We start from the raw sequence: 16,641 nt of genomic DNA on the forward strand, positions 1-16,641 counted from the left end.
CCCGCATCGCTGCGGGCTCTCTACGCGTCAGTACATCAGAAGCGGAACACTTCCATATCGGTACGAATCGGCGAAGCCAGCGGAATCTTCGGCTTCTCCGGCTCTTTGCGCACCTGCACCGGTGCAGCCTTCTTCGGCGCTTCCTCGACAATCGCCGGCTGGTTGGCCAACGGCTTCAACGCCACGCTCAACTGCTCGGCCAGACGCTGCAGCAATTGCCCCTGCGCCTGTACCTGCGCCGCCGAACTGCCGGCATGCGGCTGTTCAAGGTGGACGATACGGTTATCCCGCACCTTGCCACGACGGTCGAGCAGACGCCACTGCGCATCGAGCACCGCTGGCTGGTTAGCCCCCGAATCCAAACGCGTGATCGACAACAACACCTGTACATCCGGGCTGAAGCCAGTGCTCGCCGGAGCCAGCACCACACGCTGGCTGTCCAGACGCCAGGCCAACTGACGCACCAGCAACTGATCGATATCGGCCGACAGACTGCCGGCCCAACGGCCATCGGTGGCCGCCGTCAGGCTGCCATCGGCCTGGCGTTGCAGCAGGGTCTCGCGTTGCAGGTAGTCGGCAACCGACACCGGCCCCAGCACCACGGCCATGCCTGCGCTCTGCTTCGGCTGCTCAGGCGCACCGCTGTCGAGCTGATAAAGCGCGACCGGCTGATGCATGCTGCAACCGGCCAGGCCCAGGACGCCACTGAGCATTAATACAAATGGAAGGCGCAGAAATTTCATCATCCCATCCAGGCGGCCGCCATACGGCTTACCGCAGTGATACACACGAAAACGTTCGGGCACACAGCTACGCTGGCACCTCAGGGGGCCTATCATCCGCGAAATAGCTGCACGACTCCAGTGCTTAAGCCCCGAACAGGCAGGAAAATCCCTGTTCGAGGCGTCTGCGACGGCTATTCGAGGTTTTCGACCAACAGCGCATCGACCCGCTGGAAGCCACGCGGTAGCTTGTTGCCACGCCGCCCGCGCTCGCCCTTGTAGTGCTCAAGGTCATCGCCCTTGAGGGACAGCGTACGCTTGCCGGCCTGCAATACAAGCGTCGCCCCCTCGGGAATCACCGCCAAATCAGTGACATATTCTTCACGACTGGCCACCCGGTCGCCCGGAATGCCGATGATTTTATTGCCCTTTCCTTTACCCAGCTGCGGCAGGTCGCTGACCTTGAAGATCAGTAAACGCCCTTCGGTGGTCACCGCCGCCAGCCAGTTCTGCTCACGATCGGCCACCGGCCGCGGGCTCAGCACCTTGGCGCCGTTAGGCAGGCTGAGCAAGGCCTTGCCGGCCTTGTTCTTGGCCTGCAGGTCTTCGCCCTTGACCACGAAGCCGTAGCCGGCGTCGGAAGCGATCACGTACAGCGCGTCGTCGTCCGGCAACAGCACACATTCGAAAGCCGCGCCCGGCGGCGGCGCAAGGCGGCCGGTCAGCGGTTCGCCCTGGCCACGAGCCGACGGCAAGGTATGCGCGGCCACCGAGTAACTGCGCCCGGTCGAGTCGATAAACACGGCAAACTGGTTGGAACGCCCCATAGCGGCCGTCTTGAAGCCATCGCCGGCCTTGTAGGAAAGCCCGGTGGCATCGATATCGTGGCCCTTGGCGCAACGCACCCAGCCCTTCTCGGACAACACCACAGTGACCGGCTCGGTCGGCATCAGCTCGTTTTCCGACAACGCCTTGGCCTCGGCCCGCGCGACGATCGGCGAACGGCGCTCGTCGCCGTAGGTTTCGGCGTCCTTGATCAGTTCGCTGCGTACCAGCTTGCGCAGCTTGCTTTCGCTGCCGAGCAGGGCAATCAGCTTGGCCTGCTCCTTGGCCAGCTCGTCCTGCTCGTTGCGGATTTTCATCTCTTCCAGCCGCGCCAGCTGGCGCAGGCGGGTTTCGAGGATGTACTCGGCCTGGGTTTCGCTCAGTTCGAACCGGGCGATCAGCGCCGCCTTGGGCTGGTCCTCGGTACGGATGATATGGATCACTTCATCCAGGTTGAGGAACGCAACCAGCAAACCTTGCAACAGGTGCAGGCGACGCTCGACCTTGTCGAGGCGGAACTGCAAGCGCCGGCGCACGGTTTGCACGCGGAACTCCAGCCACTCCAGCAGCAGCGCGCGCAGGTTCTTCAGCGACGGCCGACCGTCCAGGCCGATGATGTTGACGTTGACCCGGTAACTCGACTCCAGGTCGGTGGTGGCGAACAGATGCTGCATCAGCTCGTCGAGGTCGACCCGGTTGGAACGGGCGATGATGACGATCCGGCACGGGTTCTCATGGTCCGACTCGTCGCGCAGGTCGGCGACCATCGGCAGCTTCTTGGCCTGCATCTGCGCGGCGATCTGCTCAAGCACCTTGGCCCCGGAGACCTGATGCGGCAGGGCAGTCACCACGACGTCGCCGTCCTCGATACGGTACACCGCACGCATGCGTACCGAGCCACGGCCGCTTTCGTAGATTTTCAGCAACTCCGCGCGCGGGGTGATGATTTCCGCTTCGGTCGGATAATCCGGGCCCTGGATGTGCTCGCACAGTTGCTCGATGGTGGCTTTGGGCTCATCCAGCAGGCGCACGCAGGCCGCCGCCACTTCGCGCAGGTTGTGTGGCGGTACGTCGGTGGCCATGCCCACGGCAATACCGGTGGTGCCGTTGAGCAGGATGTTCGGCAGCCGCGCCGGCAGCACGGCCGGCTCGTCCAGCGTACCGTCGAAGTTCGGCACCCAGTCCGCGGTGCCCTGGCCCAGCTCGCTGAGCAGCACTTCGGAATAACGCGACAGCCGCGCTTCGGTGTAACGCATGGCGGCGAACGACTTCGGATCGTCCGGCGCACCCCAGTTGCCCTGGCCGTCGACCAGGGTGTAGCGGTAACTGAACGGCTGCGCCATCAACACCATGGCTTCATAGCAGGCCGAGTCGCCGTGCGGGTGGAACTTGCCGAGCACGTCGCCGACGGTACGCGCCGACTTCTTGTGCTTGGAATCGGCGTCCAGGCCCAGTTCGCTCATGGCGTAGACGATACGCCGCTGCACCGGTTTGAGGCCGTCGCCGATATGCGGCAGCGCCCGGTCCATGATCACGTACATGGAATAGTTGAGGTAGGCCTGTTCGGTGAAGTCAGCCAGTGACCGGCGCTCTACGCCATCGAGGCTGAGATCAAGGGAGTCGCTCATGCGGGCCTCATCATTTCAAGGTCTGGCGCAGCAGCAAGGTGCCGCCGCGCTGGGTAAATTCGAGTTGTTTCAGGGCGCTCATGCCCAGTAGCACCTGCTCGCCATCCAGCCCCGGCACGACCAGGGCACGGACATCGCGCAGGAGAATATCGCCCAGTTGCAGGCTGTCCAGACGGGTCCGGTAGCCCTGGGTACGGCCATTGGCGGTGCTCAGTGTGACCGGCGCGCCGCGTTCGAGGCTGAACTGCCGGGCCATCGACTCGGGGATCGCCACATCGGTCGCGCCAGTATCGAGCAGGAAATGTACCGCCTGGCCGTTGATCAGGCCATCGGCGACGAAGTGCCCCTGGCCGTTACTGGCCAGACGCACCTCGATGTAACCTTCGCCATGCTGCGAGCTGATCTCACTGTTGGGGTTGGCCTGACGCGCTTCCCAGGCACCGAAAAAACGCGTAGCGAGGAACAGCCCCGCCGCCCAGGCGAGCACCAGCAATACCCGCCCGGCACGCTTGCCCGGTGCCTGGCTCATCGTTTGGCACTCCAGCCGCCCTTCGGCGCGGCAAAGCGCCAGACCAGCGGACGTTCTTCACCGTCGGCGCGGGTACCGCCATTGTTGTCCACGCCGATCCAGGCGCCGTCGGCATCGATGACCAGCGCTTCGGCCAGGCCGAACGGCTGGCTGTAGCGCCGCGCATCGACCAGGGCATCGGCGGCGAACGACCAGCAGCGCTCGACGGCTGCGGTTTGCGCATTCCGCCGGCAGATGCGGTAGGCGTTGCGCTCCAGGGTGAACAGCTTGCCATTGAACAGCGTCAGGTCGGCGAAGTCGCGCGACAGTTCGCGGGGCTTGTTCATCTGCTGCGGTTGCAGCTCGGTGCCGGCTTCGCTGAGCAGCACGCAACCCTGACCGCAGGTCCAGGTCGTCTGCTGGCGTTTCACCATCAACAAGCCACGCCGCTCGCGCTCGGCGGCCAGCCACAGACGGTCGCCCTCGGGGCTGATCGCCAGGCCTTCGAACAGCGCGTTGAAATGCAGCAGCATGCCGCTGGCCCGTGCCTGGCGAACCATGCTCGGGTCAATTTTCAACCAGTTCGGCGCACCGTCCAGTGGCACCTGCAACACCGCCGCGTGGGCTTCGCTGACCAGGTAGCGGTTGCCCGCCGCGTCGCAGCTGATGCCCTCGTAGTCCAGCTCACCGCCACGCACATAGGACGCCGCCCAGTTACGCGAACGAATGCCCCACGGCAGCCCGGTATCCGGCACCGGCGGCACCATCAGCGGCTGGCCTTCGGCGCGCCAGACCGTGGCCTGGGTGTCGAGGCGATACAGCAGGTTGTCGTCACGGTCGGAAACCGTCCACAACACCCCGTTGCATTGCGCCAGCCCAGACAGATTGCCACCGTACATGCCGTCGACCGGGTGTTCGCTCAGCAGCTTCAGCTCAGGCCATGGCTCGGCCAGCGCCGCCCCGGCCCACAACGACAACAGCGCAGCCAGGGCCAGACGAATCAAGCCAGAACCTCGGCCAGATTACCTTTGGTTTCCAGCCAGCTCTTGCGGTCGCCTGCGCGTTTCTTGGCCAGCAGCATGTCCATCATTTCGCGGGTCTGGTCGAAGTCTTCCAGGGTCAGTTGCACCAGGCGCCGGGTGTTCGGGTCCATGGTGGTTTCGCGCAGCTGCGGCGGGTTCATTTCGCCCAGGCCTTTGAAGCGGGTGACCTGCGGTTTGCCACGTTTCTTCTCGGCCACCAGGCGGTCGAGAATGCCATCGCGCTCGGCTTCATCGAGGGCGTAGTAGATCTCCTTGCCCAGGTCAATGCGGTACAGCGGCGGCATGGCCACGTAGACGTGTCCCGCCTCGACCAGCGGACGGAAATGCTGGACGAACAGGGCGCAGAGCAAGGTAGCGATGTGCAGACCGTCGGAGTCGGCGTCGGCGAGGATGCAGATCTTGCCGTAGCGCAGCTGGCTCATGTCGGCCGCACCTGGGTCGACGCCGATGGCCACGGCAATGTTATGCACTTCCTGGCTGGCCAGCACTTCGCCGCCATCGACTTCCCAGGTATTCAGGATTTTCCCGCGTAGCGGCAGGATCGCCTGGAACTCCTTGTCCCGCGCTTGCTTGGCGGAACCGCCAGCGGAATCGCCCTCCACCAGGAACAGCTCGGCGCGCATCGGGTCCTGCCCGGCGCAGTCGGCCAGTTTGCCCGGCAGGGCCGGGCCCTGGGTCACGCGCTTGCGCTCGACCTTCTTGCTCGCCTTCAGGCGGCGGCCGGCGTTGTTGATCGCCAGCTCGGCCAGTTGCATGCCCAGTTCGGGATGAGCGTTGAGCCACAGGCTGAAGGCGTCCTTGACCACCCCGGAGACGAAGGCGGCGGCTTCGCGCGACGACAGGCGCTCTTTGGTCTGCCCGGAGAATTGCGGCTCCTGCATCTTCATCGAGAGCACGAAGCTGATGCGCTCCCAGACGTCTTCCGGCGCCAGCTTGACGCCGCGTGGCAGCAGGTTGCGGAACTCGCAGAACTCACGCATGGCGTCGAGCAGGCCCTGGCGCAGGCCGTTGACGTGGGTACCGCCCTGCGCGGTCGGGATCAGGTTGACGTAGCTTTCCTGCACGCTGTCGCCGCCTTCGGGCAGCCACAGCAGGGCCCAGTCGGCGGCTTCCTTGTTGCCGGCCAGGCTGCCGCAGAACGGCTCGTCGGGCAGACGCTGGAATTCGCTGACCGCATCCACCAGGTAGGAACGCAGGCCGTCTTCGTAATGCCACTCGACCTTCTCGCCGGTGCCTTTGTCTTCGAAACTGACCAGCAGCCCCGGGCACAGCACTGCCTTGGCCTTGAGTACATGCTTGAGGCGGCTGATGGAGAATTTCGGCGAATCGAAGTATTTCGGGTCCGGCGTGAAGTACACGCTGGTGCCCGTGTTGCGCTTGCCGACCGTACCGACCACTTCCAGCTCGGAGGCCTTGAAGCCGTCGGCGAAGGTCATCTGGTATTCGTTGCCGTCGCGCTTGACCCGCACGCGGACCTGGCTGGACAAGGCGTTGACCACGGAAATACCGACGCCGTGCAGGCCACCGGAGAACTGGTAGTTCTTGTTCGAGAACTTGCCGCCGGCGTGCAGCTTGGTGAGGATCAGCTCGACGCCCGACACGCCCTCTTCGGGGTGGATGTCCACCGGCATGCCACGACCGTCGTCGGACACTTCCAGGGAATGGTCGGCATGCAGGATGACCTGTACCGAGCGGGCGTGGCCGGCCAGGGCTTCGTCGACGCTGTTGTCGATGACTTCCTGGGCCAGGTGGTTCGGCCGGCTGGTGTCGGTGTACATGCCCGGGCGCTTGCGCACCGGGTCAAGGCCGGAGAGGACTTCGATGGCGTCTGCGTTATAGGCGCTAGCGCTGGGAGTGGCCATGGGTTCTCATCGTCATTTGAAAGTGAAAATAAGCACTCAAAATACAGAAAAATCGAGCGTCTGGTACGTGTCTGCCGGTACCCCGGCAAAAGCGAGCAAGGCCGGCAGTTGCGCGGCAAAGCCCTGGTAGCTATGGTCGCCGCCGGCCTGGATACGCAGGGCACAGGCCCGGTAGAAACGCTCGGCACGGCGGTAGTCCAGTGTTTCATCGGCGGTTTGCAGCCAGACCTGAAAGCGCTCGGCATCCTCGGGTGGCGGCACCTCGAGTGCGGCCAGCGCCTGGACATGCTCCAGAGTCAGCTCCCAGGTTTCGCCGGTATAGAGGTTCTGCTGCGGCCCCAGGTAACCGTCGAACAATTGGTGCGGGTTGACCGCCGGGTTGATCAGCAGGGCCTTGAGGCCATGGCGCTGGGCCAGATGGGTCGCATAGTAGCCGCCGAGCGAGCTGCCGACCAGCAATGGCCGGCCCAGGGCCTGGATCTCGGCGTCCAGTTGCTCGATGGCCTGACGCGGATGATGGTGCAGGGCCGGTACGCGTAATTGCTCGCTCAGGCCCAATTGCGCCATGACGGCGAGCAACTGACGGGCCTTGGTCGAGGCCGGCGCGCTGTTGAAACCGTGAATATAGAGAATCGAACCCGCCATGCCGCCCCCAGTTACCGAAACCTGCCTGTCAGTCAGGCACAAAGACGCGCAGTTTAGCCTGTTCGACGATGACTGGATCAGCTTTAGCGTTTGGCAACCGCTAATCCGCTACTCAATAGCCGTCGCCGGCGTAATCCACGGTAAAGGCGAAATCGCTGACCCGCGACACCCCGCTGTCGATGCGCCCGTCGCACGCTAGGCGCAGCCAGCGGTAGCCAGGGGCCTGCTCGCCGACCTTGAAGTCGGCGCTGCCCGGTTCGAACTGGATACAGGTGGAGGGCGAGGCCAGCAGGCGCACCTGGTCGCGCCACTGGTCCAGTTCCTGATGAACATGACCCCAGAGCACAGCGCGTACCTGTGGATAACCCTGCAACAGGTCAAACAGCGCTTCGGCGTTACGTAACCCGATAGGGGTCATCCAGGCGCAGCCAATGTCGACGGGCTGGTGATGGAAGCAGATCAACGCGTGGCGTTGCGGCGCTTCGTCGAGGGCGTGGCGCAACAACTGCAACTGGTCGTCGCCGAGCACGCCGGGCACCGAGCCCGGCACCGCAGAATTGAGCATGATCACCCGCCAGTTGCCGATGTCGACTACTGGCTCGAGTAGATCGCTACCCGCAGCGGCCTGCTCCATCGACAACGGCTCGTCGTGGTTGCCGGCCAACCAGCGCGCCGGCGCGCCAATCTGCGCGCTCAACTGCAGGAAGGCCTGATAGGACGCCAGCGTGCCATCCTGCGACAGGTCGCCGGTGGCCAGCAACAGATCGACCTGCGGCTGCTCGGCCAGCACCCGTTCGATCACCCGTGCCAGGCTGTCGCGGGTGTTCATGCCGAGCAGCGTGCGGCTGGGGTCGGCAAACAGGTGGCTGTCGGAAAGCTGCACCAGCAGCGCGGCAGGGCTGGATGAAGGGATTGCTTGCGGCAAGGCCGTCTCCTTGGGCGGATTCAGCACGATTATGGTGGCGATGCGGCAACGGAGCAAACCGCCAGCAGGGACACCGGTCACAGTTTCAGCGCACGGTTTCCAGTTCGTGGCCGCAGGCCAGGCAGTGGCTCAGCCATTCGCCAAGGAACAGGTTGAGCTGGGCTTTTTCGTCCGGCTGGTGCATGGCTGCATTGGGATACGGGTAGACACTGCGAAACCGCCGCGCATGCTCGGCGCTGACCACTTCGGCCATGCGCGCGTCGTGATACACCTGCACTTCCAGCTGCGGTACCGGCAGCCACGGCAGGCTGTGCTCCTGGCGCACGCGCAAGGTGGTGGTGTAAGGGCAGGCCAGGACCACGTCGAGCACCAGCACGCCGAGCATCTGGTCGCCCTGGGTCATGCCGATACGCCGCGAGCTTTGCGCGCTGCGCATGTCCGGCAGCAGCCGCATCAGACGGGCATAGTTGGCCTCGCAGGCAGCCTGCAACCCGACCAGATCAACCCGGTAGCGCTCGCGTAACAGATTCACGACCACAGCCCCCTGACTTCATCGCGGTTCAACGCCAGCCATTGCAAGGCAATGATGGTCGCCGCATTGGCTATTTGCCCATCGCGTACAGCCTGCAGGGCATCCTCGAACGCCCAGACCTTCACGCGAATGTCCTCGCCCTCTTCTTCCAGGCCATGCAAGCCGCCCGCCCCGGCGCTTTCACATCGACCCAGATACAAGTGCACATATTCATCGCTGCCGCCAGGAGACGGGAAGTACCGCGTCATTGGCCACAGTGCCTGAATCTCCAGCCCAGCTTCCTCCTGCGCCTCGCGGTGTGCAACTGCTTCTGGTTGTTCATCCTTGTCGATCAGACCGGCGACCAGCTCGACCATCCACGGGTTATCGACCTTGCCCAGCGCACCGACCCGAAACTGTTCGATCAACACCACTTCGTCGCGTTGCGCGTCGTACGGCAGCACGCAGACGGCATCGTGGCGCACAAACAGCTCACGGCTGATTTCGCGGCTCATGCCCCCGGCGAACAGCTCGTGGCGCAGGTGCACACGGTCCAGTCGGTAGAAGCCCTTGAAGCAGTTTTCCCGCCGGGTGATTTCGATTGCCGTCGGTTCGGCGTTTTGCGTGTCAGTCATCTGCAACCTCGTTAACCCAATCGCGCTTCGCGCCATCCTAACCTGCACACCGTTGCCTTTCACCCCTTTAAAACTCCCCGGCGGGCTGCGAGGATAGGGGCCCGCTGGTCTATTCAGCTTAGTGGCGAACCGAAGGCGCTGCCGACGGTCCAAGCCCGATCATCGTTGTCATAAAGGATCATCATGACGCTTGCCAAACTGACTGCCGTGGCCGTCCTGGCGCTGGCGCTGGGTGCTTGCCAGAGCCTGTTCAAGCCCAACATGCGCACCCCGTTGGAGGTCAAGCGCGACGCCTGGGAGCACATCAAGCCCGGCTGCACCGCCGCCGACTGCCCACTGGTGAACATCGACACCGTACACTTCCCGGCGCTGCCCAAGCTCGATGCCATCGTCGAGCGCAGCCTGCTCGGCCTGACCCGCGACGGCGAAGGCGCAGCGCTGCCGGCCTCGCTGAAGTCCTATGAAGACAACTTCCTGCGCGAAGCCGAGGCCCGCCACAGCAGCTACCTGCAAGCCAAGGTACGCGAGCAGCATGACGGACTGGTGATCGTCGAACTGTCCAGCTACCTGGACACCGGCGGTGCCCACGGCATGCCAGGGCGCGGTTTCATCAACTATTCGCGCCAGCAGGACAAAGTCCTGACCCTCAAGGACATGCTCGTCCCGGGCCAGGAAGAAACCTTCTGGAAAACCGCCGAAGAAGCCCACCGTGGCTGGCTGGCAGCCACTGGCATGGACAAGGACGCCGAGTTCGTGAAGAACTGGCCGTTCCAGAAAACCCCGCACATTGCCCTGACCTACGGCGCGCTGGTGCTGAAGTACGAGGTCTATGCCATCGCCCCGTACTCCATGGGTCACATCGAACTGAAGATCCCCTACCCGCGCCTGAACGGCGTGATCAGGCCGGAATTGTTTCCCGGCCGCGGCTGAAGCTCAGTAGCGCCTGCAGCAACCCGGCCATGGCCAGCGCCGGCAGGGTTGCCCCCAGCTCCGGCGCGTAGTTCGCCAGCAGGTGGTAGGTGACCACGCCACCGAACCAGGCCAGCAAGGCGCCGCCGTGCAGGCCATCGACCGCCAGCGGCAAACGACGCCGACGGAGGATGAAGTGATCGGTCAGCACCACGCCGAACAGCGGGGCGAACACCGAGCCGATCAGCAGCAGGAAGTTCTCGTACTGCGCCAGCGGCGCGAAGCAGGCGATCAGGGTGCACAGCACGCCGATCGCCAGCGCCAGGTGCTCGACCTTGACCCGCAGTAGCAGACTGCTCGACACCGCCGCCGAGTGGATGTCGGCGAAGGCCTTTTCCGACTCGTCGAGCAGCACCAGCAGCAACGGAATACCGAAGCCGGCGCCGGCCAGCGCCAACAGCAGGGTATTGGCTTCGCCATCCGGGGCGTAGGCCAGGATGTAGGCCACCCCAAGGCTCATCATCCACAGGTTGCCGATGAAATAACCCAACGCCGTGCCAACGAATACGCCGTCGCTACGCTTGCCGAAACGCGAGTAATCGGCGATCAGCGGCAGCCACGACAGCGGCAGCGCAATGGCAATATCGAAGCCGCCGGCCAACGACAGCGAACCGTCGCCGCTGCGCGCCCACAGCGCGGCCAGGTCGACCTTGCTGAACAGGTTCCAGGTCAGCCACAGGCAGGCGCCGATCAGTAGCCAGATACCCCACTTGCGCAGGATGCGGCGGACGAAGGTCAGCGGCCCGGCCACGGCCAGCAAGGTAGCCAGGGCGCCAAAGAATACCGCCCAGAGCAATGGGCTGACCCACACGCTGTGTTCGCCGAACGCGCGCGCGCCGAGCAGGCTGGCGGCGTCGCGCATCACGATGATTTCGAAGGCGCCCCAACCGATCAGTTGCAGCAGGTTGAGCACGGCTGGCAGGGCCACGCCGTGGCGGCCCAGGCTCAGCCGCAGGGTGCCCATGGCCGAGAGGCCGGTGTCGCTGCCAATCACCGCGGCGCTGGCCAGCAACAGCACGCCCACCAGGCTGCCGAGGGCGATGGCCAGCACCGAGCCGGACAGGCCCAGGCCTGGGCCGAGCAAGGCGCCGGTCTGCAGCACCATCAGGCCGATGCCGAGGGAGAACCACAGGGAAAACAGGTCGCGCGCGCCAAACGGACGCTGCTGCGCGGGGATTGGAATATCGGGGGAGTAGTGGCTGGGTGTGCTCACGACAAGGTCTCTACAGGAAGATTCTGATTGTTATTGGGGGCCTCATCGCGGCACGAGTCGGGTCGCCGACTCGTGCCGCGATAGCTTTTTAGACCTTCTGGTACAACTGGCTGCCTTCCTGGCGGAAGCGCTCGGCCTGCTCGCGCATGCCCTCCGCCACGGCCTCCTCGACCGGCTGGTTGGCGGCGTATTCACGCACTTCCTGGGTGATCTTCATCGAGCAGAACTTCGGCCCGCACATCGAGCAGAAATGCGCGACCTTGGCCGAGTCCTTCGGCAACGTTTCATCGTGGAACGCCCGCGCGGTGTCCGGGTCCAGGCCGAGGTTGAACTGGTCTTCCCAGCGGAACTCGAAGCGCGCCTTGCTCAACGCATTGTCGCGAATCTGCGCGCCGGGGTGTCCCTTGGCCAGATCGGCGGCATGTGCCGCGATCTTGTAGGTGATGATCCCGGTCTTGACGTCATCCTTGTTCGGCAGGCCCAGGTGTTCCTTGGGCGTGACGTAGCAGAGCATCGCGCAACCGAACCAGCCGATCATCGCCGCACCGATGCCCGAGGTGATGTGGTCGTAGCCCGGCGCAATGTCAGTGGTCAGGGGCCCGAGGGTGTAGAACGGCGCCTCGTCGCAGCATTCCAGCTGCTTGTCCATGTTCTCCTTGATCAGTTGCATCGGCACATGGCCGGGGCCTTCGATCATGCACTGGACATCATGTTTCCAGGCAATCTTGGTCAGTTCGCCGAGGGTCTCCAGCTCGCCGAACTGCGCTGCGTCGTTGGCGTCGGCAATCGACCCCGGACGCAGGCCATCGCCCAGCGAGAAGCTGACGTCGTAGGCCTTCATGATTTCGCAGATTTCCTCGAAGTGGGTGTAGAGGAAGTTCTCCTGGTGATGCGCCAGGCACCACTTGGCCATGATCGAGCCGCCGCGGCTGACGATGCCGGTCACCCGCTTGGCGGTCAGTGGCACGTAGCGCAGCAGTACCCCAGCGTGGATGGTGAAGTAGTCGACGCCCTGCTCGGCCTGCTCGATCAGGGTGTCGCGGAACAGCTCCCAGGTCAGGTCTTCGGCCACCCCGTGGACTTTTTCCAGGGCCTGGTAGATCGGTACGGTACCGATCGGCACCGGCGAGTTGCGGATGATCCACTCACGGGTTTCATGGATGTGCTTGCCGGTAGAGAGGTCCATCACCGTGTCCGAGCCCCAGCGAATGCCCCAGGTCAGCTTGGCCACTTCTTCCTCGATGGAAGAACCCAGGGCACTGTTGCCGATGTTGCCGTTGATCTTCACCAGGAAGTTGCGGCCGATGATCATCGGCTCCAGCTCGACGTGGTTGATGTTGGCCGGGATGATCGCTCGGCCACGGGCGATTTCCTCACGGACGAACTCGGCGGTGATTTCCTTCGGAATGCTTGCGCCGAAGCTGTGACCGGCGTGCTGCTGATCGAGCAGACCGGCGGCGCGGGCTTCCTGCAGTTTCATGTTTTCGCGGATGGCGACGTATTCCATCTCGGCAGTGATGATGCCCTGGCGCGCGTAGTGCATCTGGCTGACGTTGGCGCCGGCCTTGGCCCGGCGCGGGTTGCGTACGTGGGCGAAGCGCAGCTTGGTCAGCTCGACGTCGTTCAGGCGCTGCTGGCCGAAGTGCGAGGTCAGGCCCGGCAGCCGTTCAGTGTCGCCGCGCGCATCGATCCAGGCCGAGCGCACATCGCCCAGGCCCTGGCGTACGTCGATCTGCACGTTCGGGTCGGTGTACGGGCCGGAGGTGTCGTACACCAGCACCGGGGCATTGGTTTCGCCGCCGAAATCGGTGGGGGTGTCGTCGAGGCTGATTTCGCGCATCGGCACGCGGATGTCCGGGCGCGAGCCTTCGACATAGATCTTGCGCGAACGGGTAAACGGCTGCACGGATTGCGCGTCGACCTTAGCCGATTCACTCAGGTGGGCGGGGTATTTTTGTTGTTTGCTCATCACAGGCTCTCCAGACGGTAGGGGTGTCGGAGTGAACCTGAAAGGCACGGACGCACCGGGGCTGGTGCTGTGCCGAAAACGAACATGACGGGCGGCCCTGTTGGCTGCATCGATCATTCCGAAGCCGGCACAAGAGGGCTCGCGCAATGACGAGCAATCTTGTTCCCTACGCAGGCGCTAACCTGATCAGGTTCAACGGGATCCGGAATTTCCGATCTCAGCCTCAACGCAAGGCACCCCGACAAGAACGCGGCCAGTCTAGACTGCACTACCCCCAAACGGCAACAGGACAAACATACGCACGATAAATGGCGCAAATGGCAGATTGTTGCAAAATGCTCACGCATCTACACTGCCCTGCGCAATCACCCATCGTTCAAGGATCGCCCTATGCTGCGCAAACTTTCACTGGCCCTTGCCGTGTCTTGTGCTACCAACGGAATGGCCTGGGCCGCTGAGCAGCCCTTGTCGGCGAAGACCGACCTGGTCAGCGTCTATCAGGAGGCGGTCACCAACAACGCTGACCTCGCCGCGGCGCAAGCCGATTACGGTGCCCGCCGCGAAATCGTGCCGCAGGCACGCGCCGGGCTGCTGCCGAACCTCTCGGCCGGCGCCGAGATGCAGAACACGCGCACCAAACTCGACCAGCCGTCGATCACCTCCAACCGCAGCGGCAATTCCTGGACCGCCACCCTGTCACAGCCGATCTTCCGCGCTGACCGCTGGTTCCAGTTGCAGGCGGCCGAGGCGGTCAACGAGCAGGCGGCGCTGGAGCTGTCGGCCACCGAGCAGAACCTGATCCTGCAAAGTGCCGAGAACTACTTCGCGGTGCTGCGTGCCCAGGACAACCTGGCCTCGACCAAGGCCGAGGAAGCGGCGTTCAAGCGCCAGCTCGACCAGTCCAACGAGCGCTTCGACGTCGGCCTGTCGGACAAGACCGACGTGCTGCAATCGCAAGCCAGCTACGACACCGCGCGGGCCAACCGGATCGTTGCGCAGCGCCGGGTCGACGACGCCTTCGAAGCGCTGGTGACCTTGACCAACCGCAATTACAACGCACTGCAGGGCATCGTCCATACCCTGCCGGTGGTGCTGCCGGTACCGAACGATGCCAAGGCCTGGGTGGATACCGCAGCCAAGCAGAACCTCAACCTGCAAGCGACCAACTACGCCGTCAGCGCCGCCGAAGAGACCCTGCGCCAGCGCAAGGCCGGGCATGCGCCAACCCTGGACGCCGTGGCGCGCTATCAGAAAGGCGACAACGACAACCTCGGTTTCACCAACCCGAACCTGACCGGCCAGCCATATCGCGGCGATGCCGAGCAGACCAGCATCGGCCTGCAACTGAACATCCCGATCTACAGCGGCGGGCTGACCAGCTCGCAAGTGCGCGAGGCCTATTCGCGGCTGAGCCAGACCGAGCAGCAGCGCGAAAGCCTGCGCCGCCAGGTGGTGGAGAACACCCGCAACCTGCACCGCGCGGTGAACACCGACGTGGAACAGGTGCAGGCGCGCAAGCAGTCGATCATTTCCAACCAGAGTGCGCTGGAAGCGACGGAGATCGGCTATCAGGTAGGGACACGCAACATTGTCGACGTGCTGGATGCACAGCGTCAGCTGTACACCTCGGTGCGCGACTACAACAACACGCGCTATGACTACATTCTCGACAACCTGCGCCTGAAACAGGCAGCGGGGACCCTGAGCCCGCAGGACCTGCAGGACCTCAGCCGGTACCTGAAGCCGGACTACAACCCGGACCGCGACTTCCTGCCGCCGGACCTGGCCAAGGCTGCCGCAGCGAATTTCGAGCGGCCGCTGTAGGACCTGGCTTGCCTGCGATCACCCGGTCCGCGTTCGGGCGATCGCAGGCAAGCCAGCGCCTACAGGTTCAATGGGGCTGAATCACAGCAACTGCCCAAGCCCCTCCAGCAGACGCTGCAACGCCCCCTGATTCGCCTTCATCACCGCCAACCCTGCGGCGCCCATGCGCTGCGCATCACGGGGCAGCTCGATCAGCCGGCGCACTGCCGCTGCCAGCCCCGCCGCATCGTCTACCTCCTGCAACGCCCCCGCCTCGCGCAACAGTGCCGCGATCTCAAGGAAGTTGAACAGGTGCGGCCCACTCAGTACCGGCTTCTCCAGCGCAGCCGGCTCCAGCAGGTTATGCCCGCCGTTGGCCACCAGGCTGCCGCCAACGAAGGCAATATCCGCCAGCGCATACAAGAACAGCAGTTCGCCCATGGTGTCGCCAAGCAGCACCTGGGTATCGGCCTGCACCGGCTCGCCAGACGAGCGGCGAAGCGTCGTGAACTGCTGTCGGCTCAGCTCATGTACCGCGTTGAAGCGCTCCGGGTGACGTGGCACCAGCATCAGCAAGGCGTCCGAATGATGCTCCAGCAACTGCCGGTGCGCCGCCAGGATCACGTCGTCCTCGCCCTCGTGGGTACTCGCGGCAATCCACACCGGACGTTGCTGCGCGGCCCACTGCCCGCGCAGTTCGGCGGCGCGCACCAGCAGTTGCGCATCGATGGTCAGGTCGAACTTGATCGAGCCGGTCACGCTCACGCATTCCGGGCGCGCGCCCAGTTGGCGGAACCGCTCGGCCTCGGCTTCGGTCTGCACCGCAATCAGGCTCAGTTCGGCCAGCATCGGCCGGGTCAGCCTGGCAAAGCGCGCATAGCCCCGCGCCGAGCGTTCGGACAGCCGCGCATTGGCCAGCGCCAGCGGAATCCCGCGCTTGGCGCACTGGTGAATATGGTTGGGCCACAGCTCGGTTTCCATGATCACCGCCAGCCGCGGCTGCGCCTTGTCGAGAAAGCGCGCCGCCGCCCACGGCAGGTCATACGGCAGGTAGCAGTGCTGGATGCGCGGTTCGTTGGCGAACATGGCCTTGATCCGCTCGGAGCCGGTCGGGGTCATGCAGGTGACGGTGATCGGCAGCTGTGGATAACGCTCCAGCAGCGCGCGGATCATCGGTGCCGCAGCGATGCTCTCGCCCACCGACACCGCATGCACCCAGATCCCACCCGGCTTCAGCGCCGGCAAGCCAAAGGCAAAGCGCTCGCCGATACGCTGGCCATAGGCCGACGCCTTGCGCGAGCGCAGGAACAGGCGCAGCGCAACCAGCGGCAGGCCCAGGTGAAACAGCAGGGAATAAAGGGTTCTGTTCATGGCGGCGAAGTG

At 64.3% G+C, this 16,641-nt stretch carries 14 protein-coding genes and 1 riboswitch; of the genes, 2 read left to right on the forward strand and 12 right to left on the reverse strand.

The genetic code is table 11. The annotated features are described in order from the left end of the window. Nucleotides 1-35: 35 nt before the first annotated feature. The 9 genes from DCO48_RS11570 to DCO48_RS11610 form a co-directional block, all read right to left on the reverse strand. A complete protein-coding gene (locus DCO48_RS11570; protein WP_116550743.1) occupies nt 36-743 on the reverse strand; it encodes a membrane integrity-associated transporter subunit PqiC in 708 nt (235 codons plus the stop codon). A 173-nt stretch (nt 744-916) separates the two neighbouring features. Next, nucleotides 917-3,175: a DNA topoisomerase IV subunit A gene (gene parC / locus DCO48_RS11575; RefSeq protein WP_116550744.1), complete on the reverse strand. Its 2,259-nt coding sequence runs from the start codon at nt 3,173-3,175 to the stop codon at nt 917-919. A gap of 10 nt (nt 3,176-3,185) precedes the next feature. Beyond that, complete coding sequence (locus tag DCO48_RS11580) at nt 3,186-3,704, reverse strand: TIGR02281 family clan AA aspartic protease (protein WP_116550745.1); 519 nt, start codon at nt 3,702-3,704, stop codon at nt 3,186-3,188. Continuing rightward, nucleotides 3,701-4,687, reverse strand: coding sequence for an esterase-like activity of phytase family protein (locus DCO48_RS11585; RefSeq protein ID WP_116550746.1), 987 nt, complete (start codon nt 4,685-4,687; stop codon nt 3,701-3,703). Before DCO48_RS11585 ends, DCO48_RS11580 begins: the two co-directional genes overlap by 4 nt. Next, a complete protein-coding gene (gene parE, locus DCO48_RS11590; protein WP_116550747.1) occupies nt 4,684-6,588 on the reverse strand; it encodes a DNA topoisomerase IV subunit B in 1,905 nt (634 codons plus the stop codon). The genes DCO48_RS11585 and parE overlap by 4 nt, the downstream gene beginning before the upstream one ends. A gap of 36 nt (nt 6,589-6,624) precedes the next feature. Then, a complete protein-coding gene (locus DCO48_RS11595; protein WP_116550748.1) occupies nt 6,625-7,233 on the reverse strand; it encodes a YqiA/YcfP family alpha/beta fold hydrolase in 609 nt (202 codons plus the stop codon). A 112-nt stretch (nt 7,234-7,345) separates the two neighbouring features. Beyond that, entirely contained in the window at nt 7,346-8,158 is an 813-nt protein-coding gene (cpdA, locus tag DCO48_RS11600; RefSeq protein ID WP_116550749.1) for a 3',5'-cyclic-AMP phosphodiesterase, read from the reverse strand. Nucleotides 8,159-8,243: 85 nt separating this feature from the next. Continuing rightward, nucleotides 8,244-8,696, reverse strand: coding sequence for a DUF1249 domain-containing protein (locus DCO48_RS11605; protein WP_116550750.1), 453 nt, complete (start codon nt 8,694-8,696; stop codon nt 8,244-8,246). Further along, a complete protein-coding gene (locus tag DCO48_RS11610) occupies nt 8,687-9,304 on the reverse strand; it encodes an NUDIX domain-containing protein (protein WP_116550751.1) in 618 nt (205 codons plus the stop codon). The genes DCO48_RS11605 and DCO48_RS11610 overlap by 10 nt, the downstream gene beginning before the upstream one ends. A 183-nt stretch (nt 9,305-9,487) precedes the next feature. On the opposite strand from DCO48_RS11610, the gene DCO48_RS11615 reads away from it, so the two are divergent. Further along, nucleotides 9,488-10,234 (forward strand): RsiV family protein, encoded by a 747-nt coding sequence (locus DCO48_RS11615; protein WP_116550752.1) that lies wholly within the window; start codon nt 9,488-9,490, stop codon nt 10,232-10,234. Here the strand turns inward: DCO48_RS11615 and cytX are convergent. Both cytX and thiC read right to left on the reverse strand, forming a co-directional pair. After that, on the reverse strand, nt 10,203-11,486 hold the full coding sequence (gene cytX, locus DCO48_RS11620) for a putative hydroxymethylpyrimidine transporter CytX (RefSeq protein ID WP_116550753.1): 1,284 nt from the start codon (nt 11,484-11,486) through the stop codon (nt 10,203-10,205). The two genes, DCO48_RS11615 and cytX, sit on opposite strands and share 32 nt — an antisense overlap. An 88-nt stretch (nt 11,487-11,574) precedes the next feature. Then, entirely contained in the window at nt 11,575-13,455 is a 1,881-nt protein-coding gene (gene thiC, locus DCO48_RS11625) for a phosphomethylpyrimidine synthase ThiC (protein ID WP_116550754.1), read from the reverse strand. Nucleotides 13,456-13,601: 146 nt separating this feature from the next. Further along, a riboswitch (TPP riboswitch) is annotated at nt 13,602-13,706 on the reverse strand. 139 nt (nt 13,707-13,845) lie between these two features. Here thiC and DCO48_RS11630 point away from each other — a divergent pair. Then, nucleotides 13,846-15,279, forward strand: coding sequence for a TolC family outer membrane protein (locus DCO48_RS11630; RefSeq protein WP_116550755.1), 1,434 nt, complete (start codon nt 13,846-13,848; stop codon nt 15,277-15,279). Nucleotides 15,280-15,360: 81 nt separating this feature from the next. Here DCO48_RS11630 and waaA read toward each other — a convergent pair whose 3' ends face one another. Continuing rightward, nucleotides 15,361-16,629, reverse strand: coding sequence for a lipid IV(A) 3-deoxy-D-manno-octulosonic acid transferase (gene waaA / locus DCO48_RS11635; protein WP_116550756.1), 1,269 nt, complete (start codon nt 16,627-16,629; stop codon nt 15,361-15,363). Nucleotides 16,630-16,641: the final 12 nt, after the last annotated feature.

It is taken from the genome of Pseudomonas sp. SDI (assembly GCF_003105155.1).
GTDB lineage: Bacteria > Pseudomonadota > Gammaproteobacteria > Pseudomonadales > Pseudomonadaceae > Aquipseudomonas.

Excerpts from the sequence above, each read along its gene's own strand:
- DCO48_RS11570 (WP_116550743.1), bottom strand. The coding sequence starts at position 743 with ATGAAATTTCTGCGCCTTCCATTTGTATTAATGCTCAGTGGCGTCCTG.
- parC (WP_116550744.1), bottom strand. The coding sequence starts at position 3,175 with ATGAGCGACTCCCTTGATCTCAGCCTCGATGGCGTAGAGCGCCGGTCA.
- DCO48_RS11580 (WP_116550745.1), bottom strand. The coding sequence starts at position 3,704 with ATGAGCCAGGCACCGGGCAAGCGTGCCGGGCGGGTATTGCTGGTGCTC.
- parE (WP_116550747.1), bottom strand. The coding sequence starts at position 6,588 with ATGGCCACTCCCAGCGCTAGCGCCTATAACGCAGACGCCATCGAAGTC.
- DCO48_RS11595 (WP_116550748.1), bottom strand. The coding sequence starts at position 7,233 with ATGGCGGGTTCGATTCTCTATATTCACGGTTTCAACAGCGCGCCGGCC.
- DCO48_RS11610 (WP_116550751.1), bottom strand. The coding sequence starts at position 9,304 with ATGACTGACACGCAAAACGCCGAACCGACGGCAATCGAAATCACCCGG.
- DCO48_RS11615 (WP_116550752.1), top strand. The coding sequence starts at position 9,488 with ATGACGCTTGCCAAACTGACTGCCGTGGCCGTCCTGGCGCTGGCGCTG.
- thiC (WP_116550754.1), bottom strand. The coding sequence starts at position 13,455 with ATGAGCAAACAACAAAAATACCCCGCCCACCTGAGTGAATCGGCTAAG.
- DCO48_RS11630 (WP_116550755.1), top strand. The coding sequence starts at position 13,846 with ATGCTGCGCAAACTTTCACTGGCCCTTGCCGTGTCTTGTGCTACCAAC.
- waaA (WP_116550756.1), bottom strand. The coding sequence starts at position 16,629 with ATGAACAGAACCCTTTATTCCCTGCTGTTTCACCTGGGCCTGCCGCTG.